The following is a 25,132-nucleotide window of genomic DNA, read 5'->3' as shown; positions in this document are numbered from 1 at the left end:
CACTCCACGATCGGCCAGGTGAGCCCAAATAGCTACGAGAACGCCTACGACGCCGCGAGGTCAGCTACCCTCACGGAAGCGGCATAACCGAACCGACACCGTGTCCACGATCAAGGGTCAAGGCCCGGTATGCTCTGCATCCTTCCGTTGGATCAGAGCCTCCACCAGACCCGGGGCGATTCACCTTGTGGCCTGAGGTCATCCGACGCCACTGCCCACCACGCATCGCTCACGACAGGCAGTCCCGCCGCCTGGAGTTCGGCCAGCAGTTCGGTGTACTCCTGAGTCAGCGTCTTTCGCAACGGCGCGGGCCATTTCCCGGGCTCAAGCCCCTCACCGTGATGTCGATAGTCGAAGGCGTCACCCATCCTGCTGTCCCAGGCGTGGATCCTCGCCTGCAGGTCTGGAGGGACCGCAGCGATGACCTGCGCTGCCCTAGTCGGGCCATCCGCGTCTGATTCACACACGTCTATGAAATTCTCACCTCCATGGAGGTATGTGAATCGAACTGACTCCGAGTGCGGGCCCGGGTTCTTCGACATCAGCACGATGGGGTGGACGTCGGGTACGACGTCACGACGACCTTGTTGTTCATGGAGACGGCGACGCGTGGGCATCGGGTCTTCACGTACTGGGGCTTTCCATTGACGACCCGATAGAGCTTGATGGGGGTCTTGTAGCACCGGGTGTTCTTCTCCCGGTTGGCTTTGGTGCTCGACGGGGCTTTCATAGCCTCACGGGAGGCATAAACCATGAAGTCGTCCCAAAGGCCGGGGCCAGTCATGGTGTTCTGCCAATCTTGCTGGTGCCGTGCACGGATGTGGACGTATCCACCGCCACTGTGGCCACAGCGCAGGGAGACGGTTCCATCGTGCTTCGTCGTGAACTTCTCAATCACGTGGGTGGTCCGACCAGCATTGCAGAGGCCGATGGAGATGGGATTGAGAAGGGGTTGTGCGGTCACTTCATCACCCCGCGACGGCGCTGTCGTCGACGAGCCCCCATCCAAATCGATCTTATCTTCCAGTATGACTGTCTCCGTGGGACCAACTGCGTACCAATCACCCTCTCGTGCACCTGCCGGTGGAGCCGGCACTCGCTGGGTTCCTGCCCTAGCGACAGTCTCCACCGAGGAGAACTCGTCGCCGGCTGGAGAGTCGGCAGGGGGCAGGCCAGCTACGAGGAGAACGGACAGGGCTGCGGCAGCGAAGGTCTTCATGTCTGACACTATCGTGAGAAGGGCGAGCGGTGCCGAGGATGTGATGCCCATCATAAACCGAGGTGGCCTGGGTGTCGCCTCAAGGTCAGAGCGCAACGAGTGCTGAAGGGCATGGCGCACATCCTTCCCTGTGGTGTAGGAGCACCACAGATCGTGTGACACCTATCCATGCACCAGCCCGCTCCTCCACAACCACTACGCCAATGTCGGGCGGGGCTCCTTCCGGGTCCGGGGAACGAATCGAACCGGGGTCCTGGCCGCGTTCGTGCTGGCCGCGGTGAACGTCACCACTCTGGCTGTCCGCTACGGGTACGACGTAGCCAACCCTCCGTCTCTGGACCCCACGGTTGTTCTGCTCCCCTTGCCACAGCACCGCCCCACGAGGGCCCTCCACAGGGAGTTCAGCCGCCCCGCCGAGACTAAAGGTCGTAGCACTGACCCGCCTCCTGACAAGGTACGGCTCGAACCGATCTTCCTCCCGGTTCTTCGAGCACCTTCGGCCTCGGCTTCCTGAGTGCCGCAGGGCCATACGCCCCTGCCCGGATTCCTCCGGGTGGGGGCATTTTCGTACCCCGGGGCCCCGGTTCAGAGCGGTCTGGCCGGTCTGAGCCGCCACAGGACCCGTAGTGAGGGCCGTCGGCGGCGGTGAGAGGGCATGACAAAGGGGCCCGGGCCACATCTGATGTGGCCCGGGCCCCTTGGCGCTTCATTTCCTGGGTTCGTCGCTCCCATTTCCTGAAACATCCCGTGTGGAGGCAAGGGGACTCGAACCCCTAACCCCCTGCTTGCAAAGCAGGTGCGCTACCAATTGCGCCATGCCCCCGTGGGATCAGCCCTGCGGCGTCTCCTCCGGATCCACGTGTGCGTCCTCGGCGGACTCCCGCGGCGCCTCCGGTCCGGGCAGGCCGTCCGTGGCGTCAGCCCAGACCTGCCTGCCCTCGCGGTTGCGCTGCCAGGCGCGGAGCCCGTACGCGGCCGCGGCGCCGGCCACCAGGGTGGCGGCTCGTGCCAGACGCATGGGGTCTCCTCCCCGTCAGACGACTCGAGCCCCAGTCGGACCGGGGCTCGTGCGTGGAGTGGGCGTACCAAGACTTGAACTTGGGACCTCTTCGTTATCAGCGAAGCGCTCTAACCGCCTGAGCTATACGCCCTCACCATTGCGCACGGACCAGGATCCGTCCACAACAGGAGACGACTCTACAGGCACGGCGACGCCCCGCGCAAATCCGCGCGGGGCGTCGTCGTCGGTCGCATCGAGAGGCCGGGTCAGTCGTCGGTCAGGGTGACCCCGAGGCCGCCCACGAGCGCGGCGCACACGTTGTACAGCATCGCCAGGACCGTGGCCAGGGCGGTCAGCAGGATCACGTTCAGCACGGCCGCCACCGTGGCCAGGGAGACCACGGTGCTCAGCGGGGCCAGCGACTCCACGGTGTAGGTACCGGCGTCCGCGCCGAGGATGGTGCCCAGGACGTCGTTGATCAGCCCGAACACGCCGGTGAGCTCGCCCAGCGTGTAGATGGCGATGGCGGCCACCACGGTCAGCACGCCGAGGGCCACGGAGAGCAGGAAGGCCAGCTTCAGGACGGACCACGGGTCGATCCGGCTCAGCTGCAGCCGGGCACGGCGCACCTTGGCCTTGGGCACGGCGCGGACCAGGTCCTCCTGCGCGTCACGGGTGCTGGAGCGGCGCACCGGACGGGAGGTCGTGGCCCCCTTCGTGCCGCCGGACGGGCGCGGCGATGCGGACGTGCTCACTGGTCTCCTCCGTCTGCATCCTCACCGGGGGCGTCGGCCTCCGGAGCTGCTGCGGGGTCGTGCGGGTCGTGGACTGCGTCCAAGGGTACCCCCGGCGCGGGGACGGCTCCGGCGTCCGCCTGGGCCTCGATCTCGTCCTCGTTGTTGAGGGTGACCGCCACGATCCGGTCGCGCTTGTCCGGCTTCGCGAAGATCACGCCCATCGTGTCGCGGCCCTTGGCCGGCACGCCGGCGACGGCGGAGCGCACCACCTTGCCGGAGGCCATCACCACGAGGACCTCCTGGCCCTCGCCCACCACGAGCCCGCCGGCGAGCTCGCCGCGGTCGTCCACGAGGCGGGCGACCTTGATGCCGAGGCCGCCACGGCCCTGCGTGCGGTACTCGCCCACGTGCGTGCGCTTGGCCCACCCGCCGTCGGTCACCGTGAACACGGAGGAGTCCTCGTCCCCGGCGCGGATGACGTCCATGGACAGCAGCGCGTCGTCTCCGCGGAACTTCATGCCCGTCACGCCCGAGGTGGCCCGGCCCATGGGGCGCAGCGCCTCGTCCGTGGCGGTGAAGCGCACGGACTGACCCTGACGGGAGATCAGCAGAAGGTCGTCTTCGGCGGAGATCACCTGCGCGGAGACCAGCTCGTCGCCCTCGCGCAGCTTGACGGCGATCAGGCCGGCGGTGCGGTTCGTGTCGTAGTCCTCGAGCGGGGTCTTCTTCACGAGGCCGTTGCGGGTGGCCAGCACCAGGTACGGGTAGCGCTCGTAGTCCGTGAGCGGCTGGATCTGCGCGATCCGCTCGTCCGGCTGGAACGCGAGGAGGTTGGCCACGTGCTGGCCCTTCGCATCACGGCCGGCCTCCATCAGCTCGTACGTCTTGACCCGGTACACGCGGCCGAAGTTCGTGAAGAACAGCAGCCACTGATGCGTGGACACCGTGAGGAAGTGCTCCACCACGTCGTCCCCGCGCAGCGCCGCCCCGCGCACGCCCTTGCCGCCGCGCGCCTGCGAACGGTAGTGGTCGATCCGGGTGCGCTTGACGTACCCGCCGCGGGTGATGGTGACGACCATCTCCTCCTCCGGGATCAGGTCCTCCATGGACATGTCCCCGTCGAAGCCCGCCACGATCTCGGTGCGGCGGTCGTCCCCGTGCCGGTCCACGAGCGCGGTCAGCTCCTCGGAGACCACCTCGCGCTGTCGCTGCGGGGACTCGAGGATCGCGTTGTACTCGGCGATCTTCGCCATCAGCTCGTCGTACTCGTCCTGGATCTTCCGGGACTCGAGGGCGGCCAATTGGCGCAGCTGCATGGCGAGGATGGCGCTGGCCTGGTCGTCGTCGATGTCCAGGAGGGACGTCAGGGCGGCCTTCGCGACGTCGGCGGAGGCCGAGCGGCGGATGGTCGCGATGACCTCGTCCAGCGCGTCCAGCGCCTTGAGCAGGCCCTGCAGGATGTGGGCGCGGGCCTCGGCCTTCTTCTTCCGGAACGCGGTGCGCCGGACGATGACCTCGATCTGGTGGCGCACCCAGTGGTGCACGAACCCGTCGAGGGACAGGGTGCGCGGCACGCCGTCCACGAGGGCCAGCATGTTGGCGGAGAAGTTCGTCTGCAGGTCCGTGTGCTTGTACAGGTTGTTCAGCACGACCTTCGGCACGGCGTCCCGCTTGAGCACGATCACGAGGCGCTGGCCGGTGCGGCCGGAGGTCTCGTCGCGCATGTCCGCGATGCCGGAGATCTTGCCGTCCCTCACCATTTCCGCGATCTTCGCGGCGAGGTTGTCCGGGTTGACCATGTACGGCAGCTCCGTGACCACCAGGCACGTGCGGCCCTGCATCTCCTCCACGCTCACCACGGCGCGCATGGTGATCGGGCCGCGGCCGGTCCGGTACACCTCCTCCACGCCCCGACGCCCCAGGATCTGGGCGCCGCTGGGGAAGTCAGGCCCCTGGATGCGGCGCAGCAGCGCCTCGAGGAGCTCCTCGCGGGTGGCCTCCGGGTTCTCCAGGTACCACTGCACGCCCGCGGCCACCTCGCGCATGTTGTGCGGCGGGATGTTGGTGGCCATGCCGACGGCGATGCCCGAGGAGCCGTTGACCAGCAGGTTCGGGAAACGCGCCGGCAGCACGGTGGGCTCCTGCTGCTTGCCGTCGTAGTTCTCCTGCATGTCGACGGTGTCCTCGTCGATGTCCCGGACCATCTCCATGGCCAGCGGGGCCATCTTGGTCTCGGTGTACCGCTGGGCGGCCGCGCCGTCGTTGCCCGGGGAGCCGAAGTTGCCCTGGCCGAGGGCCAGCGGGTACCGCATGACCCAGTCCTGGATCAGGCGGACGAGGGCGTCGTAGATCGCCGTGTCGCCGTGCGGGTGGTAGTTGCCCATCACCTCGCCGACCACGCGGGCCGACTTGTTGAAGGAGCGGTCCGGGCGGTAGCCGCCGTCGTACATCGCGTAGAGCACGCGGCGGTGCACCGGCTTCAGGCCGTCGCGCACGTCCGGCAGCGCGCGGCCGACGATCACGGCCATCGCGTAGTCGAGGTAGGAGCGCTTCATCTCCGACTCGAGGTCGACCGGCTCCACCTTGTCCGCGGCGCCCTCCGGCAGCACGTAGTGCTCGACGGCGATGTCCTGGCCGGTCTGCGGGGTCTGCTCGGCGCCGTCCTGCGGCTGGTCGGGCTCGGCGCCCGGGGTGGTCTCGTCGCTCAAGGCGACTCCTCTCCTGCGTGGGAAGTCTCGGGAAGGTCAGGCGGCCCGGATCAGATGTCCAGGAAGCGGATGTCCTTGGCGTTCTGCTGGATGAAGCTGCGGCGGGACTCGACGTCCTCGCCCATCAGCATGGAGAAGACCTGGTCGGCGGCGGCGGCGTCCTCCATGGTCACCTGCAGCAGGGTGCGGTGCTCGGGGTCCATGGTGGTGTCCCACAGCTCCTGGTAGTTCATCTCGCCCAGGCCCTTGTAGCGCTGCACGCCGTTGTCCTTGGGGTAGCGCCAGCCCTTGGCTAGACCGGCCTGGATGGCGGCGTCGCGCTCCTCGTCCGAGAACACGTAGTCGTGCGGGGCGTTGGTCCACTTGATGCGGTACAGCGGCGGCTGCGCAAGGAACACGTGGCCGGCCTCGATCAGGGGGCGCATGTACCGGAACAGCACCGTCAGCAGCAGCGTGGTGATGTGCTGGCCGTCCACGTCCGCGTCGGCCATGAGCACGATCTTGTGGTACCGCAGCTTGGCGATGTCGAACTCCTCGCCGATGTTCGTGCCGAAGGCCGTGATCATCGACTGGATCTCCGCGTTGCCGAGGGCCTTGTCCAGGCGGGCGCGCTCCACGTTCAGGATCTTGCCGCGCAGCGGCAGGATCGCCTGGGTGTCCGGGTTGCGGCCCTGTTTCGCGGAGCCGCCGGCGGAGTCGCCCTCCACGATGTACACCTCGCAGCGGGCCGGGTCCTTCGAGGAGCAGTCCGCGAGCTTGCCGGGCATGCCGAAGGACTCCAGCGGGGACTTCCGCCGCGCGTTGTCCCGGGCCTTGCGGGCGGCCAGACGGGCGTGCGAGGCCTGGACGGCCTTGCGGATGATGTCCTTCGCGGTGCCCGGATTGCGCTCGAGCCAGTCGCCGAGGTGCTCGGTGACCACCTTGGACACGAAGCCGCGTGCCTCCGAATTGCCCAGCTTCGTCTTGGTCTGACCCTCGAACTGCGGCTCGGAGAGCTTCACGGAGATCACCGCGGTCAGCCCTTCACGGATGTCCTCGCCCGTGAGGTTGTCCTCCTTGGGCTTGAGGATCTCCTTCTCGCGGGCGTACCGGTTGATCAGCGCGGTCAGCGCGGAGCGGAAGCCCTCCTCATGGGTGCCGCCCTCGTGGGTGTTGATGGTGTTGGCGTAGGTGTGCACGGACTCCGAGTAGGCGGTGGTCCACTGCATGGCCACCTCCACGGCCATGTTGCGCCCGCCGTCCTCGGCCTCGAACGCGATCACGTCCTCGTGCACCACCTCGGACTTCTTCGAGGAGTTCAGGTGCTTCACGTAGTCGAGCAGGCCGTCCTCGTAGAGGTAGGTGACGCTGCGGCGCTGCGGCTCCTGCTCGGCGTCGTCCGTCAGGCCGTTCTCCGCGACGTCCTCCCCCGCGGTGCCCTCGCCCACGATCTCGTCGTCCTGGACCTCGTTGTCCTCCTGGACGCGCTCGTCCGTGAGCGTGATGCGCAGGCCCTTGTTCAGGAACGCCATCTGCTGGAAGCGGGCGCGGAGGGTCTCGTAGTCGAACTCGACCGTGTCGAAGATCGTGGGATCCGGCCAGAAGACCTGGGTGGTGCCCGTGGCGTCCGTGGCCTCGCCCTTGACCAGCTCGCCCTGGGGGTGGCCGCCGTCCGCGAAGGACATGCGCCACGCGTGGCCCTGGCGACGGATCTCGGTCTCGACGCGCGTGGAGAGGGCGTTGACCACGGAGATACCCACGCCGTGCAGGCCGCCGGAGACGGCGTAGCCGCCGCCGCCGAACTTGCCGCCGGCGTGGAGGATGGTCATGACGACCTCCACGGTGGGCCTGCCCTCGGTCGGGTGCACGTCCACGGGGATGCCGCGGCCGTTGTCCTCCACCCGCACACCGCCGTCGGCCTGGAGCGTGACGTCGATGCCGTCCGCGTACCCGGCCAGGGCCTCGTCCACGGAGTTGTCCACGACCTCGTAGACCAGGTGGTGGAGGCCGCGCGGGCCGGTGGAGCCGATGTACATGCCGGGACGCTTGCGCACGGCCTCGAGGCCCTCGAGCACCGTGATGGCGCTGGCCCCGTAGTCGCCGGGGACGCGGCGGTCCTCGGCGGACCGGGCGGGGGCCACGGCCTGGTCCGGCGCCGCCGCGGAGGACTCGGGGGCCGATGCGGCCGCCGCCTCCCCGTCGCTCACCGGCTGCTGCTCGGGGTTCTCGGATGGGGCGTCAACCACGGGCGGGTCACTTCCTCAGGACGGGACGGTCAGGGGCGCCCCGCTCGGCCCCGCGCGCACGCGCGCGAGACCCGCCGTTCCGGGAGACGCGCCGACGACGTCTGCCGGGGCGGTCCGCGAGGGGCGCGGGGCGGGCCGCCGGCCGGGGACCGGCGGCGCCTGTTCCCCGCCATCCTACGGCGTGGTGGCCTCTCCCGCCGCATCGGGGGGTGCTGCGCGACCGGATCATGCCGTGGACGGGCTCAGAGGCCGCTCAGGACCGCCGGGGCACCCTGCCCAGGGCTCCAGGCACGCCCCGGCCCCTCCGGACGCGCCAGAGGGGCGTCCACGGTCTCGGGCCCTCAGCCGTAGGTGTCCCGGGGTCCGCGCCCGCCGCGCACCGTGCGCGGCCCGTGCCGCCAGCTCGGGGCCGCCGGTCCGGCCACGTCGATCCTCGTCACGACGCCGGGCCCGAGGGCCTCGTCGAACCGCTGCAGCAGCACCGGGCTCATCAGCCGCAGCTGGGTGGCCCACGCCGTGGAGCTGGTGCGCACCCGCACCACCGAGTTCTCGAAGCTCTCCGGACGGCAGTGCAGCGCGATCTCCGGCCCCACGAGCTCAGCCCAGCGGGTGAGCACCGAGCCCACCGCCACCGGCGTGGACCAGCCGCGGTCCCGGATCAGGCGCCCGAACACGGTGGACACGGCGGCCGGGTCCCGGTCCGTGGGGGTGCCGGTCCGGCGTCGTGCCCCGCCCCCCGCCCCCGCGGGGCCGCCGGCGGCACCGCCCGGGGACCCGGTGCCCGCCATCTGCGTGGCCAGGCCGGCGGCGGTGCCCCGCGCGCGCAGGGGGGCCTCCCCCCGCTCCCGGGCGGCGTCCCGGACCCGGCGCAGCTGCACGAGCGCCAGGTCCGGCCGGTCCGGGGGCAGCTCCGCGAGCGCGTCCGGCTCCGGGGACCGCTCACGCATCGGGCGGCTCCGGGGACGGGGCGCCGTCGTCGGGGGCGGCGTCCGGGGACGCGACGCGCGGGGCGCGGATGTCCCCCTCCACCGGGGCGGCGGCGGGCACGGCCTCCGAGCCCTCCGCGTCCTGGCGGATCAGCACGCGCGGGCCGGCGAGCTCGGCGGGGACGTCGGCGATCGCCGCGGCCGTCACCACCACCTGCTCCGCGCGGCCCACCAGCCCGGCCAGCCGGGTGCGGCGGGCGGCGTCGAGCTCGGCGAACACGTCGTCGAGGATCAGGACGGGGCGGGCGTCCGGGTCCGGCTCGTCCGCCACCAGGACGTCGTACGCGGCCAGGCGCAGCGCCAGGGCCAGGGACCACGTCTCCCCGTGAGAGGCGTAGCCCCGGGCCGGCGCGGGGCCGAGGAAGAGGGCCAGCTCGTCCCGGTGCGGGCCGACGAGCGTGAGCGCCCGGGCGCGCTCCTCGTCCCGCTGGGCGCGCAGCGCCGTGGCCATGTCCGCGGCCAGGTCCGCGACGGCCGGCACCTCCGCATGCGCGCCCCGGGCGAGCGGCACGGTGGACTCGTACGAGTACGCGGCGGCCTTGGAGCCGTTGGTCAGCGCCGCGTAGTCCTGCTCGAGGGGGTGTGCCAACAGCCGCAGGACGTGCAGCCGGCCGTGCAGCAGCCGGGCGCCGGCGGCGGCCAGGTGCTGGTCCCACACCTCGAGGGTCGACTCCTCCTCGGCGCTCCAGCGGTGAGAGCGGCGGGCGGACTTGAGCAGTGCGTTGCGCTGGCGCAGGACCCGCTCGTAGTCCGCCGCGGCCTGGCCCAGGGACGGCCGCAGCTGCACCATGAGCTGGTCCAGGAACCGGCGCCGACCCCCCGGCTCTCCCGTCACCAGCCCGAGGTCCTCGGGCGCGAACACCACGGTCCGCAGGATCCCCAGGCCCTCCCGGGCACGGACGAGGGCGCCGCGGTTGATGGCCACCCGGTTCGAGCGGCCCGGGAGGATCTCCAGCTCGAGGGCCACGGTGCGCCGGCCGCGGTGCACGCGGCCGGCGATCCGGGCGCGGTCCTGACCGAACCGCACCAGCTGGGCGTCCTGGCTCACGCGGTGGGACTGGTGGGAGCCGAGGTAGCCGATGGCCTCCACCAGGTTGGTCTTGCCCACCCCGTTGGCGCCCAGCAGCACGGTGGACCCCGCACTCAGCTCCAGGTCCGCCCAGCGGTAGGAGCGGAAGTCCGAGACGGTGAGGTGGGACAGGTACACGGGTGCGGTCAGCCCCCGGCCGTCAGGTCAGGCGGACCGGCATCACGAGGTACCGATGGTCCGAGACGCTCCCGGACTCCTCGGAGACGCCCGTGAGCAGGGCCGGCTTGGGGGCCGAGGTGAAGGAGAAGCGCACCTGGGGCTGGTCGACGACGGCCAGGCCCTCGGACAGGTAGGCCGGGTTGAAGGCGACGGTGATGTCGTCCCCCTCCAGGGTGCAGGGCACGGACTCGTTGGCGGAGGCGTCGTCCCCGGTGCCGGCGTCCAGGGACACCTGGCCCTGGGTGAACACCATGCGCAGCGCGGTGTTGCGTTCGGCCACGAGGGCCACACGCCGGGAGGCCTCCACGAGGGCGGCGGTGTCTACCACGGCCTCGATGGGACTGGACTCCGGGAACAGGGAGCGGATCTTGGGGTACTCGCCGTCCACCAGGACGGAGGTGGTGCGCCGGCCGCCCGAGGAGAACCCCACGAGGTCGGCGTTCTCGCCGAACATGATCTCCAGCTGTCCGCCGCCGCCGAGGGACTTGGCCACCTCGGTCAGGGTGCGGGCCTTGATCAGCAGTGACGTGGACACGGACGGGTCCGCGGGGGTCCAGCGGATCTCCTTCATGGCCAGCCGGTAGCGGTCCGTGGCGAGGAACGTCATGGTGTCGCCTTCGATCTCGACCTTGACCGCGGTGAGGATCGGGAGGGTGTCGTCCCGGGAGGCGGCCACGGTCACCTGGGTCACCGCGTGGGCGAACGCCGCGCCGTCCACGGTGCCGGCGGCCGTCGGCAGCGCGGGTAGGGCGGGGTAGTCCCCCACGGGCATGGTGGCCAGCGAGAAGCGCGAGGAGCGGCACGAGACGAGCACCTTGCCGCCGTCGAGCTCCACCGTGACCGGGGCGGCGGGCAGCGACCGGACGATGTCGTTCAGCAGCCGGCCGGAGACGAGGACCTGGCCCTCGGTCTCCACGTCCGCCTCGATCTCCAGGCGGGCCGAGGTCTCGTAGTCGAAGCTGGCGATCGAGATGAGCCCGTCCTCGGCGGTGACCAGCAGCCCGGAGAGGACCGGCACCGGCGGCCGCGGGGACAGGGAGCGGGCCGCCCAGGAGACGGCGTCGCTGAGGATGTCGCGTGCCACGGTGAACTTCACGGTCTCTGCACTGCCTCTCTGGCGGGATCTTGCGGTCGGGAGGCCGGAGACGGGGCTCACGGTCCACGGGACGGCGTCTGCCGGTGAATCACAAGGATCTCTGTGGTTCAAGGAGGCGCGCCCAGTCAGCATAGGCGGTCTGAGAGCGCGGTGTCAGGTCGCTCGAGCGCCCTGTGGGCGCTCCGGTTCTTGTGATTCGTCGGCCGGGAAGCCGAGGCGGGTTGATGTTGCTTGGCGGGATCTTCGGGAAGGGATCAGGAGTGGTGGTAGCAGGTGTGGAATCTGTGGAGATCCGCTCCGGAGCGCGTCGTTCCGTCGATTCCGCTGGGGGAACCGTGTGGATCCCGTCCCGTTCGGGGTGTGCACGGCCGGTGGACGACGTCGCTGCTGGCCCGGCAGGGATCCACAGCGTCCGGCCGCGTTGTCCCGAGGATCGGCCCCACCGTCCCGCGCTTGTCCACAGCGTTGTGCACAGTACGTGTCCACATCGGCTAGAAACACCGGAATCATGCCGATCGACCCTGTGGACAACTGTGGACAGCGGTGGATGGTCGAATCACATCGGTGTGGTTCCCCCGGATGTGGACCGTTCGTGTCCCCAAGGATGTGGAGAGGGCTGGGGACACGGAGTGGTGCAGGATCCCGCCGTCCACACGGCGCCGTGTCATCCACAGGCGACGACGTTGTCCACCGGGTTGTCCACAGCGGTGGACAATGTGGACGGACCGTCGACCGGTGGTCGAGGGTCCGGGCGGCCCGTCAGCCGCCGCGCTGCTTGCGCTTGATCTCGTTGGTGAGCTCCGTCACCTGGTTGAAGATCGTCCGGCGCTCCGCCATGAGCTCGCGGATCTTGCGGTCCGCATGCATCACCGTGGTGTGGTCGCGACCGCCGAGCTCCTGCCCGATCTTCGGCAGGGACATCTCCGTGAGCTCGCGCAGCAGGTACATCGCGATCTGCCGGGCGGTCACGAGCGTTCGGGTCCGCGACTTGCTGGTCAGCTCGTCCATCGTGAGGTTGAAGTACTCGGCCGTCGTGTGGACGATCAGCTCCGGCGTGATCTCATGCCCGGCGTCGTCCGTGATCAGGTCCTTGAGCACCTGCTCCGCCAGCTCGATGTCCACCGTCTGACGGTTGAGGGACGCGAACGCCGTCACCCGGATCAGCGCGCCCTCGAGCTCTCGGATGTTCGTGGAGATCCGGGAGGCGATGTACTCCAGGGCCTCCGGCGGGGCCACCAGGCCCTCCGCCTCCGCCTTCTTGCGGAGGATCGCGATGCGGGTCTCCAGGTCCGGCGGCTGGATGTCCGTGATCAGGCCCCACTCGAAGCGGGAGCGCAGCCGGTCCTCGAACCCGGAGAGCTGCTTGGGCGGCAGGTCCGAGGTGATCACGACCTGCTTGTTGTTGTTGTAGAGCGTGTTGAAGGTGTGGAAGAACTCCTCGACCGTCGCCTCCTTGTCCGCCAGGAACTGGATGTCGTCGATCAGCAGGATGTCCACGTTGCGGTAGACCTGCTTGAACGAGGCGCCCTCGTCATGGCGGATGGAGTTGATGAAGTCGTTGGTGAACTCCTCCGAGTTCACGTACCGCACCCGCAGGCCCGGGTAGAGCCGCCGGGCGTAGTGCCCGATCGCGTGCAGCAGGTGGGTCTTGCCGAGGCCGGACTCGCCGTAGATGAACAACGGGTTGTACGCCTTGGCCGGGGCCTCCGCCACGGCGTTGGCCGCGGCGTGCGCGAACCGGTTCGAGGAGCCGATCACGAACGTGTCGAAGTGATACCTGTCGTTGAGCCGGCTCGTCTCCGAGGACGTCGACGGCGGCGCCGGGGTGGGCGCGCCCGGGGCGCCGGGCGCGGGGGCGGGTGCCTCCTGCGGGCGCGGGCGGGCCAGGCCGGGCAGCTCCTCCGCGATCCCCCGATGGGTGCCGGCGGCAGGGGGCACGGGGGCGGAGACGGGGGGCTCGGCGTCGGCCGCGGTCGGCGCGGCAGGGACCTCCGCGCGGCGGTCGTCCGCCGAGGGGGTGCGCGGCGGCTGGAGGCTCGCGTCGATCGAGATGGCCAGGAGCATCTCCGCGCCGAACACCGCGGTGAGGGCGTCCGTGAGGGCGTCCGCCACCTGCGCGCCCTGCAGGGTCTCGCGCGTCGTCTCGTTGGGCACGGCCAGCAGCAGGGTGTTGCCGATCTGACCCTGCGGCTGGGCGAGGTAGACGTACCCCATGAGCCGGGCGGTGACCCGCGCGTCGTCCTCCAGGGAGGAGACGACCCTGCGCCATCGCTCCAGCACGGCCTGCTCTGCCGTCATGGCGGACGTCCTCTCCCCGGGCGACGGGCCCGGGCGGCCCGCTGCGGTGTGCCTTCGATCTGCGTCAGCCTACCTGTTGTCCACAGGGTTGTGCACAAGGAGTGGACAACCCGTATCCTCCTGTGGACAGCCCGGACGGATCTCCTCCGCCCAGGGCCGATGTCGCGCACCCCGCTTGACCCCTGGGCCGGCGGACGACTAGAGTCGCCTGGTCCCCCGGGGCGGTGCCGTGCCCTCTGTGCACACCGCTGCGCCCGCCGGGGATTTCATGTCAGAGCCTCCCCGGTCCTTCCCCCTGGTTCATGTCCTCAGGTCGACGATCGAAGGCACACCTACACGTCGTGGAGTGATCACAGTGAGCAAGCGCACCTTCCAGCCGAACAACCGTCGCCGCGCCAAGAAGCACGGCTTCCGCTCCCGCATGCGCACCCGCGCCGGCCGCGCCATCCTGGCCGCGCGCCGTGGCAAGGGTCGCACCGAGCTCTCGGCCTGATCCGGCTCCCCGGGCCGACACGGCGCTCGTGCTGCCCCGTGACCGCCGCGTCCGTCGGCCCGAGGAGTTCCGCCACATCCGCCGCACCGGTTCCCGGGCCGGACGGACCGCCGTCGTGGTGAGCGTGGCATCGGACCCGGCCCCCGCCCGGTCCTCGGCGTCGAGCCAGACTCGTCAGCCGAGGGCCGGGTTCGTCGTGTCCAAGGCCGTGGGCAACGCCGTCGTCCGCAACCGCGTGACGCGGCGGCTGCGCGCGATCCTGCGCGAGGAGCTGGAATCGGACGCCCTGCGCGGCCGCCCGCTGCTGGTGCAGGTCCGAGCCCTGCCGCCGGCCGCCGAGGCCGACCATGCCACCCTGCGCCGTGAGGTGCACGGGGCCCTCTCCACAGCCCTGCGCCGCCACACGCCTCGGGCTCAGGAGGGGTGAGATGACCGCCTCCTCCCCGTACGTCGTGCTGGAGCCTGCGCAGGAGTGGGGCCCGCTCCGCGCCCTGCCGGCCACCCTGCTGGCCTGGCTGCTCACCGCCTACCGCGCGGTGGTCTCGCCCCTCTACGGCCCCGTCTGCCGATTCTTCCCCAGCTGCTCCGCCTACGGGCTGGAGGCCGTGCACGTGCACGGCGCGGTGAAGGGCTCGGCGCTGGCCGCCGCCCGCGTGGCCCGCTGCCACCCCTGGAACGACGGCGGCGTGGACCCCGTCCCCCCGGGACGCCGGCGCTGGCCCCCGGGACGCGAGCCGCGGATCATCGCCCTCAACCACCCGCCCATCCCACCTGACCCCTCGCAGGAGGACTGAGACCGATGTTCGAAGCCATCCTCGCCCCGTTCCGCTGGATTATGTCCTGGCTGCTCGGCGCGTTCCACACCGTCCTGGAGATGGCGGGCATGTCCCCCGACTCCGGCTGGACCTGGGCGCTGTCCATCCTCCTGCTGGTGGTGCTCATCCGCACCCTGCTGATCCCGCTGTTCGTGAAGCAGATCAACGCGCAGCGCTCCATGCAGGCCATCCAGCCCGAGCTGCAGAAGCTGCAGGCCAAGTACAAGGGCAAGAAGGACTCGCTCTCCCGCCAGGCCATGGCGCTCGAGCAGCAGGCCCTGATGAAGGAGCACAAGGCGAACCCGTTCGCCGCGTGCCTCCCGCTGCTCATCCAGATGCCGTTCTTCTTCGCCCTCTACCAGGTGCTGATCGGCGCCCGCGGCGCGGCCGAGCGCGGTGAGGGCATGGACGCCCTGTCCGCGGACCAGATCCGCTCCTTCGAGGGCTCCACGATCTTCGGCGCGCGCATGTCCGACACGCTCCTGCGCTCGTTCGACCAGGCCAACACGGTGGCCGTGGTGATCGTGGCCCTGATCCTGATCGTGCTGATGTCCGGGTCCATGTTCTTCATGCAGAAGATGCTGATGACCAAGAACATGACCCAGACGGCCCTCACGGGCCCGATGATGCAGACGCAGCAGATCATGCTCTACGCGATGCCCCTGATCTTCGGCATCGGCGGCATCAACTTCCCCATCGGCGTGCTCCTCTACTGGACCTACTCGAACTTCTGGGCCGTGGGCCAGCAGTGGTGGATCATCCGCCGCAACCCCACCCCCGGCTCCCTCGCGGAGCAGGAGCTCAACGAGCGCCGCGCCGCCAAGGGCCTGCCGCCCGTCGGCCAGAAGGTGACCTCCGCCCCGGCCCCGCAGGCCGCCGCAGCCTCCACCTCCTCCCCCGCCGCGGGTGAGCTCGTGCGCACCGACGCCGCCCCCCGGCGGACCTCGAACCAGCGGCAGCAGCCGCAGCGCAAGAACCGGAGGAAGAAGTGACCGAGCCCGAGGAGACCGCCGCCCCGACCCCCGTCGACGAGGCCGCGGGTGTGCCCGCGGAGACCGCCGCGCAGGCCCCCGCCGAGGACGAGCGCGCCGAGGCGGCGCGGCGCCTCGAGGAGGAGGGCGACGCGGCCGCCGACTACGTCGAGGAGCTGCTCGACATCGCGGACCTGGACGGGGACATCGACATCGAGGTCCGGGACGGCCGCACCTACGTCTCCGTGGTCCCCGGCGAGGACGACGAGGACGACCGTCTCGCCGACCTCGTGGGCCCCGATGGCAGGACCCTCGAGGCCCTGCAGGAACTCGTGCGCCTGGCCGTGCTCGCCGCCACCGGCCACCGCTCCCGCCTCATCCTGGACATCGCCGGCCACCGTGCGCGCCGCGACGCCGAGCTGCGCCGCGTCGCGGCCGAAGCGGTGGACCGCGTGCGCGAGGGCGCCGGCACTGTCCACCTCGACCCGATGGGCGCGTACGAGCGCAAGATCGTGCACGACGTCGTCGCCGAGGCCGGCCTCGCCTCCGAGTCCGAGGGCGAGGGCCCGCGGCGCCACGTGGTGATCAGTGCCGATGGCTGATCCCCGCGACCCCCAGGCCCCCGGGGCCGCCGAGGCGGAGGCGCCGGCGCCGGCGTCGGCAGCCGCCCCCGCCCTGACCGAGGAGCTGCGCCCCGCTGCCGCGAGCGTGTTCGGAGAGGCTCTGCCCCTCGCGGAGCGCTACGTGGGGCACCTGGCCACCACGGGCACCGAGTGGGGGCTGCTGGGCCCCCGCGAGGTGCCCCGACTGTGGGAGCGCCACGTCCTCAACTGCGCCGTGGTGGCCGAGCTGCTGCCGGACGGCGCGCTCGTGGCGGACGTGGGCTCCGGCGCGGGCCTGCCCGGCCTGTGCCTGGCGCTGGCGCGCCCGGACTGCCGCATCACGCTGATCGAGCCCCTCGAGCGCCGCGTGTCGTGGCTCGAGATGGTGGTGGCGGACCTAGGCCTGACGAACGTGGAGGTCGTCCGGGCCCGCTCCGAGCAGGTGGCGGACGAGGTCCAGGTGGACGTGGTGACCGCGCGAGCCGTCTCCGCCCTCAAGACGCTCCTGCCGCTGACCATGCCCCTCCTGCGGAGCTCCGGCGAGCTGCTGGCCATCAAGGGCCGCTCCGTGGCCGAGGAGATCACCGCCGCCCGGAAGCCGCTGCGCAAGTATGGTGGTGCCGAACCGGAGATCGTCACCGTGGGCGAGGGCCTGCTGCCCGAGCCCACCACCGTGGTGCGTGTGCCCGCACGCCGCTCCCGCTGACCCCTCCCCTCCCCCGAGGGGCGGTCGCACGGTCTCCCCGGACCATGCCGGCGTGCCCGGCGAGGAGGAGGACGCATGGCCAAGGACGAGGACGGCCGCGGGGGCACCTGGAAGGCCCTCAAGCAGAGATGGTCCGGCCGCACGGCGGACCGGGGCTCCGCGTCGGAGGACGCCGCGCGCCTGCGCAGCCGGCGCCCCACGGCTCCCGAGCGGCCCCGGGTCTTCACGACGTCGAACCAGAAGGGCGGCGTCGGCAAGACGACCACCACCGTGAACCTGGCCGCCGCGCTGGCGCGCACCGGGATGCGGGTGCTCGTGATCGACATGGATCCGCAGGGCAACGCCTCCACAGCGCTCAACGTCCCGCACGGTGCCGAGGTGGCCTCCGTGTACGACGTGCTGCTCGACGAGATGGAGATGCGGGAGGTCGTCCAGGACTCCCCGGACGTGGACGGCCTGCAGGTGGTCCCCTCGACCACTGAGCTCGCCGGCGCCGAGATCGAGCTGGTCTCCCTCGTGGCCCGCGAGCAGCGGCTGTCCCGGGCGCTCGAGCGGTACATGGCCTGGCGTGAGGAGCAGGGACAGGAGCGCCTGGACTACGTGTTCATCGACTGCCCGCCCTCTCTGGGCCTGTTGACCGTGAACGCGTTCGTGGCGGCCGAGGAGGTCCTCATCCCCATCCAGGCGGAGTACTACGCGCTCGAGGGACTCTCGCAGCTGTTGAACAGCGTCCAGATGATCCAGAAGCACCTGAACCCGCGTCTGCAGGTGACCACCATCCTCCTGACGATGTTCGACGCGCGGATGAACCTGGCCGTGCAGGTGGCCGAGGAGGTGCGGTCCCATTTCCCGGACCAGCTGCTGGACATCGCCATCCCCCGCAACGTGCGCATCTCCGAGGCCCCGAGCTACCAGCAGACCGTGCTGACCTATGATCCGGCGTCCGCCGGCGCCGTGGCGTACCGGGAGGCGGCCGCAGAGATCGCCCGCCGTGGGGCACCTGCCCTCCGCTCGGCCCGCTGAGTCTCCTCCCGCGCCGCCGTCATGCCGGCATCGGCCCCCACCTCTGCGGTGGGGGCCGATGCCGTCTGCGGGTGACGGCAGTCGCACGTGTCGAGGTCGTAAGCGAAGCAAGGGGATGCGGTTGTATCCCGTACCGATGTTCCACGTGGAACGTGGGGGGTCATGAGTGGGACGGTCCGATTTCCGCGACCTGCGGGGGACGCTTGCGGTCGGCCCGAGGCCGTGTGACGCTGCTGGCGGCACTCGCGATCGGCGAGGGCCACTCGGAGACCTCCCGCGGACCGTGAGGTCAGGTGGACACGCAGATGCGCGAACTCGGCACATGGGGTTGCGTGGCGTGGTGGCGGCCGCCGCGAACCCCGTGGTTTATGTATACACACGTGCGGCGGGCCATCCGCCGAGGAGCTTGAATCGTCCATCAGTTGGGGCTGCTGATGGTCCTGCCAGGGCGGCAGCGGTCGACTGGGTTCCTGTTGATATGTGGACAGGACCTGGGGATGGGTCGGATGCTGAGCAATGCAGCCCAGAGGTGACTGCCTCGGCGGGACCCTCTCGCGGGTACCGATGACACGAGACTCCGGCACCCCCACGGCGCATGGAAGAAGCCCGAACTGTTCCACCCATCGTCGAGGCCGGTGCTGCTTGCCTCCCTCGCGCAAGCCCCGGCCCGTATCAGGTTTCACGTGAAACCACCACGAAGCTGTTCCCGTGCCACACCCGGAGCGATCGCCTAGGGCAGCGAATCGCGGACGGAGTAGGCGCGGCGGACATGGGCGTAGGGATCGTCCACACAGGGCCGGGGACCTCCCCTGTCAGTGCGATCTGGCACGGGCTACGATTGGCGCTTCAGCGCAACCCTCGGCCGAGGGAATCCTCGGTGCGAGGATCGCAGCGCAGACTGGCTGACGGCAGACGAGCCTGGAGGCCGACACAGTGCGTTGGCGTCGCTGTGGAGGACTGTCCATGTTCCACGTGAAACCACACCTGCCGCGACGCTCGAACGCTGCTTCCCAGAACCTCGTTCACGTGCTCGCCGGCTCAAAGCTCCCGCGCATTGAATCGATATGAAGCGTGATGCCTCCTGCAGATGTGTCCGCGTGACCGCGCCGTGATGAGTCGAATAGACCATTCTGCGTGTACTGCCTTGGGCACGCCGCGCCAATGACACTTCCGCTGGGCCAACGGCAGCACGCCTTGTCACGGCGTGGTCCACGCGGTGACACGGCAGTGGCTGGCGGAGCATGCGCCCCTGGTTTCACGTGGAACACCCTCGGCGAGTCGTTGTGCGCTTACGTCTTGGAAGTGGCGCATCCGGAACTGAGCAATTGAACCCACGTCCTCCACCGCTGCCCGGTCATTCAGCCCGTGGTCGGCCGGGCAGGGCAGGACAGGTCGTGGCCTTCACTGTTTGTCGAGCGGACGGTTGCCTGCAGCGTTGTCGGACCTCCAGGTTGCACACGGATGGGAGCAATGAGAGGCCGTCCTCGCTGATGCGTTTCATGTGAAACCCTCCGCTGACGCTGATGACATCACGGACAGGGACACTGACACGGGGCACTGAGTCCTGGAACGGCTCCCGGTCAGAGTGGATGAGTGTGCAGGCATAGGTGCACCGGGAGGGCCCTGGCAACTGGTACGCCTTCAAATCGAATGCAGAGGCCCCGATCACACGGATCATCCGAGCGCGAAGGTCTTACACGGTAACAGCCGGGCATGGCGCCGGCCCCAAGCGCACCACCACGCAGAATCCTGGAGACGTAACCGAGTGCGGCATGTCCCGGTGGAGTGGCGAGTTCGGCCGAGCCGAGTGGGCACCTGTTGCAGGATGACGGAAGAATCCCGGAGGAGACGCGGGGCGACGAACGTCGGCAAGGCCAATTTCCCCATGGCCCAACGTGTCCAAGAACGATCACAGTGCCCTCAATCGCGCTGTTCCACGTGAAACGGCGCCCATGATCGCGCGAACGGGCCGTCCCCACCCACGACTGAACCCGCGCCGAACCGTAGAATAGCGCACGAATACCCTGAACAAGGAGGAGACAGTGGTCAAGACGAGTCGCCGAGGGGGACTGGGCCGAGGCCTGGGTGCCTTGATCCAGAACACCACCGAGCCGGATGGGGCTGGAGCGTCGTCCACCGATACGCCCATCGCGGCCGAGGACTCGGCCTCCGACACGAAAGTGCCCACGTCGGAGCGTCGTCCGCGCGGCGCAAGCGAGAAGGCGGGCGGGACGCCTCGGCCCTCGGTCGCAGAAGTTTCTCCTGATCGCAAGCCTTCGTCGAAGACTTCCAACGCAGAGGCCCCCGATGCGGTTCCTGGGCGTCCTGCCGACATCTTCTTCACGCGCACCGAGGATCCTGACGCGGAGCGCACACGCCGTCCCAGCAGGTCCGGGTCCGGCCGACCGTCCATGCCCACAGTGAAGGCGCCGGGGCGGCGCCCCGCGGCCACGTCGCGTCCAGACACGGGAGACGCAGCTGCCCCGGAGCCCGTGGACGGCACCGTCTCCCCGGACATCGCCGTGCTGAGGGACATCCCGGTGGGGGACATCCACCCCAACCCGCGCCAGCCCCGCGAGGTGTTCGATGAGGAGCACATGGCAGAGCTCGTCACCTCGATCACCGAGGTGGGCATCCTCCAGCCGATCATCGTTCGCCAGGTCAGCGACGCCGACACCCCCTATGAGCTGATCATGGGTGAGCGCCGGTGGCGCGCCACCCAGAAGGCCGGCCTGGAGACCATCCCGGCGATCATCCGCCAGACGCCGGACCAGGACCTGCTGCGCGACGCTCTCCTCGAGAATCTCCACCGATCCCAGTTGAATCCCCTGGAAGAGGCAGCCGCGTACCAGCAGCTCCTGGAGGACTTCTCCTGCACCCAGGAAGAGCTCTCGCAGCGCATCGGCCGGTCGCGTCCTCAGATCTCCAACACCATGCGACTGCTGCGCCTGCCCCCGCTGGTGCAGCGACGGGTGGCCGTGGGCACCCTGTCCGCCGGGCACGCCCGGGCGCTGCTGGGACTGGAGGACCCGGCGGAGATGGAACGGCTGGCTCAGCGGATCGTCTCGGAGGGGCTCTCCGTCCGCGCCACCGAGGACGCCGTCGCCCAGCTGCAGGGCTCGGTGCGTCCTGCGCCGAAGGCCAGTCGGGGCAGGGAGGATGGCACTCGGCATGAGCGCCTGGACTACTTCGCCACCGCCCTGACCTCCCGGCTGGACACCCAGGTGAAGATCACCCTCGGGGCTCGCAAGGGCAGGATCGCGATCGACTTCACCTCCGTGGAGGACCTCAACCGCATCATGGACCTGATCCAGGGCGAGGCCCCCGCGGGGAAAGACCTGGAGCGCTGACCCCAGCGACGCCGTCGGCCGGGCCCGACGGGCGACGTCCACAGAAGCACGAGGGCCCCTCCACCCTGACGGTGGAGGGGCACTCCTGCACCCCCGCGGTGGGGGAGGGGCGGCTCAGCCGAGCAGCGCGGAGAACTCCTTCTCCAGCTGCTGCTTGGGCTTGGCCCCCACGGACTCGGCCACCTTCTCGCCGTTCTGGAACCCCAGGACCAGCGGGATGGACGTGACGCCGAACGTCGCGGCCGACGCCGGGTTCTCATCCACGTTCAGCTTCGCGATGACGACCTTGCCCTCGTGTTCGGCGGCCATCTCCTCGAGGACCGGGCCCAGCATGCGGCACGGGCCGCACCACTCGGCCCAGAAGTCCACGAGGACGGGCAGCTCGGAGTCGAGGACCTTCTCCTGGAAATCGGCGTCGGTGACGTTGATGGTGCTCATGGTGTTCCTCCTGGTCGGGCGGGGGTGGAATGGCAGGCTGTCAGGGTCATCATCGGGTTCACCCTTGACCGTGGTCAGGAGTGAACCCGGTGGCGGTCATGCGGGGTTGCTGTCGGAGTCCGGTGCGGCAGGGGCGGCCTCCTCGACGTCGGCGACCTCCGCGAGGTAATGCTCCACGTCCTGCGCGGCTACACAGCCGGACCCGGCGGCCGTGATGGCCTGACGGTAGGTGTGGTCGGTGACGTCACCGGCGGCGAAGACGCCGGGCATCGAGGTCCGGGATGAGGGGTGGTCGATGCGGATGGTGCCGTGCTCGGTCAGCTCCAGCTGGCCCCGCACCAGGTCGGTGCGGGGGTCGTGGCCGATGGCCACGAACAGTCCCGTCACCGCCAGGTCGGACTCCTCACCCGTCCGCGTGTCCCGCAGGGTCAGGCCCTGCAGCTTGTCGCCGCCGTTCACGGCGGCGACCTCGGTGTTCCAGTGGAACTCGATCTTCGGCTCCTCCCTGGCGCGGCGGGCCATGATCTTGGAGGCGCGCAGCTGGTCCCGGCGCACGAGCACGTGCACCTTGGAGGCGAACTTGGTCAGGAAGAGCGCCTCCTCCATGGCGGAGTCCCCGCCGCCGGCCACCGCGATCTCCTGCTCACGGAAGAAGAAGCCATCGCACGTGGCGCACCAGCTCACACCGTGGCCGGAAAGCCGCTTCTCACCCTCGACGCCGAGCTCGCGGTAGGCGGAGCCGGTGGTCATGATCACCGCGTGGGCGCGGATCTGGGAGCCGTCGCCCAGGGTGAGCACCTTGGGGGAGGAGGTCAGATCGGCCGTGACGACGTCGTCGAAGACGATCTCGGCGTCGAACCGGCGCGCCTGGGCCTCCAGGTTCGCCATCAGCTCCGGACCCTGCACGCCCTCGGGGAAGCCCGGGAAGTTCTCCACCTCGGTGGTGTTCATCAGCTCGCCGCCCGCCGTGACCGCACCGGCGACCACCACGGGGGCCAGGCTGGCCCGGGCCGTGTAGATGGCAGCCGTGTACCCGGCGGGGCCGGAGCCGATGATGACGACGTTGCGGATCTGTCGGTCCTGCTCGGGGGTGCTCACATGGTCCTCCAGGGATCGGGGATGTCTCTCGCGCTCCCAGGGCAACCGTGGGCGGGGGACGCGTATTCCGTGCCGCACCCGCCCGGGAAGGGCGTCAGCGGACCCCGATCTCCGTCAGCTGCAGGCCGTACGGGTGCTCGGCATCGCCGTCGACCTGGGGGAGGGAGGTCACGCTCAGGATGACGTACCCGGCGGTGCGGTCCTCTCCCTCCACGGGGACCGTGATGGTCTCCTCGTCGAAGGTGCCCTGGCCGATCTGCCGGGCGTCGTCCTGTCCGCCCTCGGGGCTGTCCGCGAGGTAGGCGATCCAGCTGCCCCCGGTGCCGCCCGCGTGCCGCAGCACCACGTCGTCGATCTCCGCGGGCTGCTCGAGCTCGACCACGAGGTTCATGCTGTCCACGTAGCCGCCGAAGTTGGGGCGGTTGTAGGCGTAGCTCTGCCACGCGGTGCCCGGGTCGCCGTCGATCAGGGCGCCCAGGGTGGCGTCGTTCTCCTCCTCGAGGGCAGGCAGCTCCGGCACGCGGCGCTCGACGGCCGTTGGACGGGGCTCGGCGCCCGCCGGGACGGCGGTGGTCGTCTCCTCCTCGGGGGTGGCCTCCGACGACGGCGACGCGGACGTCGTGCCTTCGGCGCCCGGGGCCTCCGACGACGGCTCGGGGGACGCGGCCGGGACGGCCGGCGCCACGGAGTCCCGGTTCTGCGCGAGCAGGAACAGGCCGGCGACGCCGGCCAGGACCAGCGCCCCGACGAGCAGGAGGGCGAGCAGCCAGGACCGGCCGCTCGAGGAGCGCGCCGGCTCCTCGGTGGGGACCGCCGTGGCGGCGGAGGATCCGCCCGCGCCCGCGCCCGCGCCCGCGCCCGCGCCCGTGTCCGCGCCCGTCGGCTCGGAGGCGAGAGCCTCATCGTCGGACACGCCGGCCGTGGCGGGCTCCTCGGAGGCCGGTCGGACCGCCTCCACGGGCGGGGTGGCCGCGGCGGCGGTGCCCGCGGCGCCCACCGCGCCCGCGGTGGCGGCGGCCGCCCCGGTGCCGGCGCCCAGGCCGGCACGCCACTCGGCGGCCTCGTCCCGGAGCGCGCGCCGCGGGGCGGGGCGGAGACGACGCACGGGGGCCGTCTCCGCCACGACGGGTGTGGCCTGGGTGGCGGGGGCGTCGTCGGACTGGTCGGCGGGACTCGGGTCGGCAGGGGCGGGCTCGGCGGTGGCGGGGGCGTCGCCCTCGGCCTCGGTCTCCACGACCGGGACGGCCTGGGTGGCGGGCTCGGGCTCGTGGTCCTCGCGGTCCACGGCGGCGCCCGCCGCAGCGTCATCACGCTCTGCCTCGGCTGCCTCGGCTGCCTCGGCCTCCTCCCGACGGGCATCCTCCGCCTCCTGGCGCTCCCGCTCGCGCTCCTCCCGCTCGCGCTCCTCCCGCTCGCGCTCCTCTTGCTCGCGCTCCTCCTGCTGGGCTCGCGTGGCGGCGTCGGCGGCGGCCAGGGCGGAGGCGCCCGCGGCGGCCTTGGCGGCGGTGCCGTCGGCGGGGCGGACGCGCTCGGTGATGCGCTCGGAGATGCGGTTCAGGAAGCCGGGGCGGCGCTGGGACTTCGCCTCGTCGGCGCGCAGGCGGCGGTCGAGGTCCGCGTAGTAGGCGTCGTCGTCGTCGTAGCTGTGGGCCTCCTCCGTGCGGGACTGGCCGAAGATCTCCGAGCCCAGGGTGTCCGTCTGGAAGGGCTCCACATGGAGCTCCTGCGGGTAGGCCAGGCCGAGCAGCACGTCCGGGTCGGGGTCGCCTCCGGCGATCAGGTAGGTGCGTCCCTCGCTGAGTCCCAGGTCGAGGACCTGGACGTCGTCCTGCCGCTCGCCCGTGGCCAGCTCGCGCGCCGAGGAGGCCACCTGGGTGGCGTTCTCGGGGGAGGCCACCAGGACGGTGACGCGGCGGTTGAGCACCTGGTCCGCCCCGTGGAAGACCATGTCCTGGTCAGCGGACGTCACCACGTGGTCGGTGATGCGGTAGCGGCCGCCCAGGACGGTACCGACGGGGAGGGACTGGGGCACGGAGGTCTCCTGACGAACGGGGGTTCGGTCCCCGATGATACGTGCGCCGGGGCGGGGCCCGGCAGGGCGGGGTCCGTGACGTGTCG

The 25,132-nt window shown here is 70.6% G+C and carries 21 protein-coding genes and 2 tRNA genes; 8 read left to right on the top strand and 15 right to left on the bottom strand.

Annotated elements, in window-relative coordinates:
* Positions 1-152 precede the first annotated feature (152 nt).
* The 12 genes from MA879_RS01340 to dnaA form a co-directional block, all read right to left on the bottom strand.
* Complete coding sequence (locus tag MA879_RS01340) at positions 153-542, bottom strand: hypothetical protein (protein WP_248122635.1); 390 nt, start codon at positions 540-542, stop codon at positions 153-155.
* The gene (locus MA879_RS01335) at positions 542-1,219 is read right to left on the bottom strand and encodes a hypothetical protein (protein WP_248122633.1); all 678 of its coding nucleotides are present in this window, start codon (positions 1,217-1,219) and stop codon (positions 542-544) included. Before MA879_RS01335 ends, MA879_RS01340 begins: the two co-directional genes overlap by 1 nt.
* 750 nt (positions 1,220-1,969) lie before the next feature.
* Positions 1,970-2,042, bottom strand: a tRNA-Ala gene (locus MA879_RS01330).
* Positions 2,043-2,048: 6 nt separating this feature from the next.
* A complete protein-coding gene (locus MA879_RS01325) occupies positions 2,049-2,237 on the bottom strand; it encodes a hypothetical protein (protein ID WP_135030822.1) in 189 nt (62 codons plus the stop codon).
* A 59-nt stretch (positions 2,238-2,296) separates the two neighbouring features.
* Positions 2,297-2,370, bottom strand: a tRNA-Ile gene (locus MA879_RS01320).
* Between the two features lie 115 nt (positions 2,371-2,485).
* Positions 2,486-2,974, bottom strand: a complete 489-nt coding sequence (locus MA879_RS12500; protein WP_248122631.1) for a DUF3566 domain-containing protein — start codon at positions 2,972-2,974, stop codon at positions 2,486-2,488.
* Positions 2,971-5,664, bottom strand: coding sequence for a DNA gyrase subunit A (gene gyrA / locus MA879_RS01310; protein WP_248122630.1), 2,694 nt, complete (start codon positions 5,662-5,664; stop codon positions 2,971-2,973). The genes MA879_RS12500 and gyrA overlap by 4 nt, the downstream gene beginning before the upstream one ends.
* A gap of 50 nt (positions 5,665-5,714) precedes the next feature.
* Positions 5,715-7,889 (bottom strand): DNA topoisomerase (ATP-hydrolyzing) subunit B, encoded by a 2,175-nt coding sequence (gyrB, locus tag MA879_RS01305; protein WP_418001203.1) that lies wholly within the window; start codon positions 7,887-7,889, stop codon positions 5,715-5,717.
* 341 nt (positions 7,890-8,230) lie between these two features.
* A complete protein-coding gene (locus MA879_RS01300; protein WP_248122628.1) occupies positions 8,231-8,836 on the bottom strand; it encodes a DciA family protein in 606 nt (201 codons plus the stop codon).
* On the bottom strand, positions 8,829-10,082 hold the full coding sequence (gene recF, locus MA879_RS01295) for a DNA replication/repair protein RecF (RefSeq protein ID WP_248122619.1): 1,254 nt from the start codon (positions 10,080-10,082) through the stop codon (positions 8,829-8,831). The genes MA879_RS01300 and recF overlap by 8 nt, the downstream gene beginning before the upstream one ends.
* A 22-nt stretch (positions 10,083-10,104) precedes the next feature.
* On the bottom strand, positions 10,105-11,220 hold the full coding sequence (dnaN, locus tag MA879_RS01290) for a DNA polymerase III subunit beta (protein ID WP_248122617.1): 1,116 nt from the start codon (positions 11,218-11,220) through the stop codon (positions 10,105-10,107).
* 759 nt (positions 11,221-11,979) lie between these two features.
* On the bottom strand, positions 11,980-13,518 hold the full coding sequence (dnaA, locus tag MA879_RS01285) for a chromosomal replication initiator protein DnaA (RefSeq protein ID WP_248122615.1): 1,539 nt from the start codon (positions 13,516-13,518) through the stop codon (positions 11,980-11,982).
* Positions 13,519-13,873: 355 nt separating this feature from the next.
* Here dnaA and rpmH point away from each other — a divergent pair, with 355 nt between their 5' ends.
* The 8 genes from rpmH to MA879_RS01245 all read left to right on the top strand — a co-directional run bounded on the left by rpmH (position 13,874) and on the right by MA879_RS01245 (position 21,478).
* Positions 13,874-14,011 (top strand): 50S ribosomal protein L34, encoded by a 138-nt coding sequence (gene rpmH, locus MA879_RS01280; protein WP_135030582.1) that lies wholly within the window; start codon positions 13,874-13,876, stop codon positions 14,009-14,011.
* 28 nt (positions 14,012-14,039) lie between these two features.
* Positions 14,040-14,438 carry a ribonuclease P protein component gene (gene rnpA / locus MA879_RS01275; RefSeq protein WP_248122613.1) on the top strand — a complete coding sequence of 133 codons (399 nt, stop codon included), beginning with the start codon at positions 14,040-14,042 and terminating at the stop codon, positions 14,436-14,438.
* A gap of 1 nt (position 14,439) precedes the next feature.
* Positions 14,440-14,805 (top strand): membrane protein insertion efficiency factor YidD, encoded by a 366-nt coding sequence (gene yidD, locus MA879_RS01270; RefSeq protein ID WP_248122611.1) that lies wholly within the window; start codon positions 14,440-14,442, stop codon positions 14,803-14,805.
* A 5-nt stretch (positions 14,806-14,810) separates the two neighbouring features.
* Positions 14,811-15,818: a membrane protein insertase YidC gene (gene yidC, locus MA879_RS01265; RefSeq protein ID WP_248122609.1), complete on the top strand. Its 1,008-nt coding sequence runs from the start codon at positions 14,811-14,813 to the stop codon at positions 15,816-15,818.
* Positions 15,815-16,399, top strand: coding sequence for a Jag family protein (locus MA879_RS01260; RefSeq protein ID WP_418001202.1), 585 nt, complete (start codon positions 15,815-15,817; stop codon positions 16,397-16,399). The genes yidC and MA879_RS01260 overlap by 4 nt, the downstream gene beginning before the upstream one ends.
* Positions 16,392-17,105, top strand: coding sequence for a 16S rRNA (guanine(527)-N(7))-methyltransferase RsmG (gene rsmG / locus MA879_RS01255; RefSeq protein ID WP_248122607.1), 714 nt, complete (start codon positions 16,392-16,394; stop codon positions 17,103-17,105). Before MA879_RS01260 ends, rsmG begins: the two co-directional genes overlap by 8 nt.
* 75 nt (positions 17,106-17,180) lie before the next feature.
* The gene (locus MA879_RS01250; protein ID WP_248122605.1) at positions 17,181-18,128 is read left to right on the top strand and encodes a ParA family protein; all 948 of its coding nucleotides are present in this window, start codon (positions 17,181-17,183) and stop codon (positions 18,126-18,128) included.
* Between the two features lie 2,042 nt (positions 18,129-20,170).
* A complete protein-coding gene (locus MA879_RS01245) occupies positions 20,171-21,478 on the top strand; it encodes a ParB/RepB/Spo0J family partition protein (protein WP_248122603.1) in 1,308 nt (435 codons plus the stop codon).
* Between the two features lie 114 nt (positions 21,479-21,592).
* Here MA879_RS01245 and trxA read toward each other — a convergent pair whose 3' ends face one another.
* From trxA to MA879_RS01230, 3 genes are all read right to left on the bottom strand, one after another.
* The gene (gene trxA, locus MA879_RS01240) at positions 21,593-21,916 is read right to left on the bottom strand and encodes a thioredoxin (protein WP_248122601.1); all 324 of its coding nucleotides are present in this window, start codon (positions 21,914-21,916) and stop codon (positions 21,593-21,595) included.
* 96 nt (positions 21,917-22,012) lie between these two features.
* The gene (trxB, locus tag MA879_RS01235; RefSeq protein WP_248122600.1) at positions 22,013-23,014 is read right to left on the bottom strand and encodes a thioredoxin-disulfide reductase; all 1,002 of its coding nucleotides are present in this window, start codon (positions 23,012-23,014) and stop codon (positions 22,013-22,015) included.
* 94 nt (positions 23,015-23,108) lie between these two features.
* Positions 23,109-25,046: a discoidin domain-containing protein gene (locus MA879_RS01230; protein WP_248122598.1), complete on the bottom strand. Its 1,938-nt coding sequence runs from the start codon at positions 25,044-25,046 to the stop codon at positions 23,109-23,111.
* Positions 25,047-25,132 lie beyond the last annotated feature (86 nt).

Source organism: Micrococcus lacusdianchii (genome assembly GCF_023155805.1).
Taxonomy (GTDB): Bacteria; Actinomycetota; Actinomycetes; order Actinomycetales; family Micrococcaceae; genus Micrococcus; species Micrococcus lacusdianchii.
This window is presented reverse-complemented; position numbering and strand designations above follow the sequence as displayed.

Excerpts from the sequence above, each read along its gene's own strand:
- MA879_RS01340 (WP_248122635.1), bottom strand. The coding sequence starts at position 542 with ATGTCGAAGAACCCGGGCCCGCACTCGGAGTCAGTTCGATTCACATAC.
- MA879_RS01335 (WP_248122633.1), bottom strand. The coding sequence starts at position 1,219 with ATGAAGACCTTCGCTGCCGCAGCCCTGTCCGTTCTCCTCGTAGCTGGC.
- MA879_RS01325 (WP_135030822.1), bottom strand. The coding sequence starts at position 2,237 with ATGCGTCTGGCACGAGCCGCCACCCTGGTGGCCGGCGCCGCGGCCGCG.
- MA879_RS01300 (WP_248122628.1), bottom strand. The coding sequence starts at position 8,836 with ATGCGTGAGCGGTCCCCGGAGCCGGACGCGCTCGCGGAGCTGCCCCCG.
- dnaA (WP_248122615.1), bottom strand. The coding sequence starts at position 13,518 with ATGACGGCAGAGCAGGCCGTGCTGGAGCGATGGCGCAGGGTCGTCTCC.
- yidD (WP_248122611.1), top strand. The coding sequence starts at position 14,440 with ATGACCGCCTCCTCCCCGTACGTCGTGCTGGAGCCTGCGCAGGAGTGG.
- yidC (WP_248122609.1), top strand. The coding sequence starts at position 14,811 with ATGTTCGAAGCCATCCTCGCCCCGTTCCGCTGGATTATGTCCTGGCTG.
- rsmG (WP_248122607.1), top strand. The coding sequence starts at position 16,392 with ATGGCTGATCCCCGCGACCCCCAGGCCCCCGGGGCCGCCGAGGCGGAG.
- MA879_RS01250 (WP_248122605.1), top strand. The coding sequence starts at position 17,181 with ATGGCCAAGGACGAGGACGGCCGCGGGGGCACCTGGAAGGCCCTCAAG.
- trxA (WP_248122601.1), bottom strand. The coding sequence starts at position 21,916 with ATGAGCACCATCAACGTCACCGACGCCGATTTCCAGGAGAAGGTCCTC.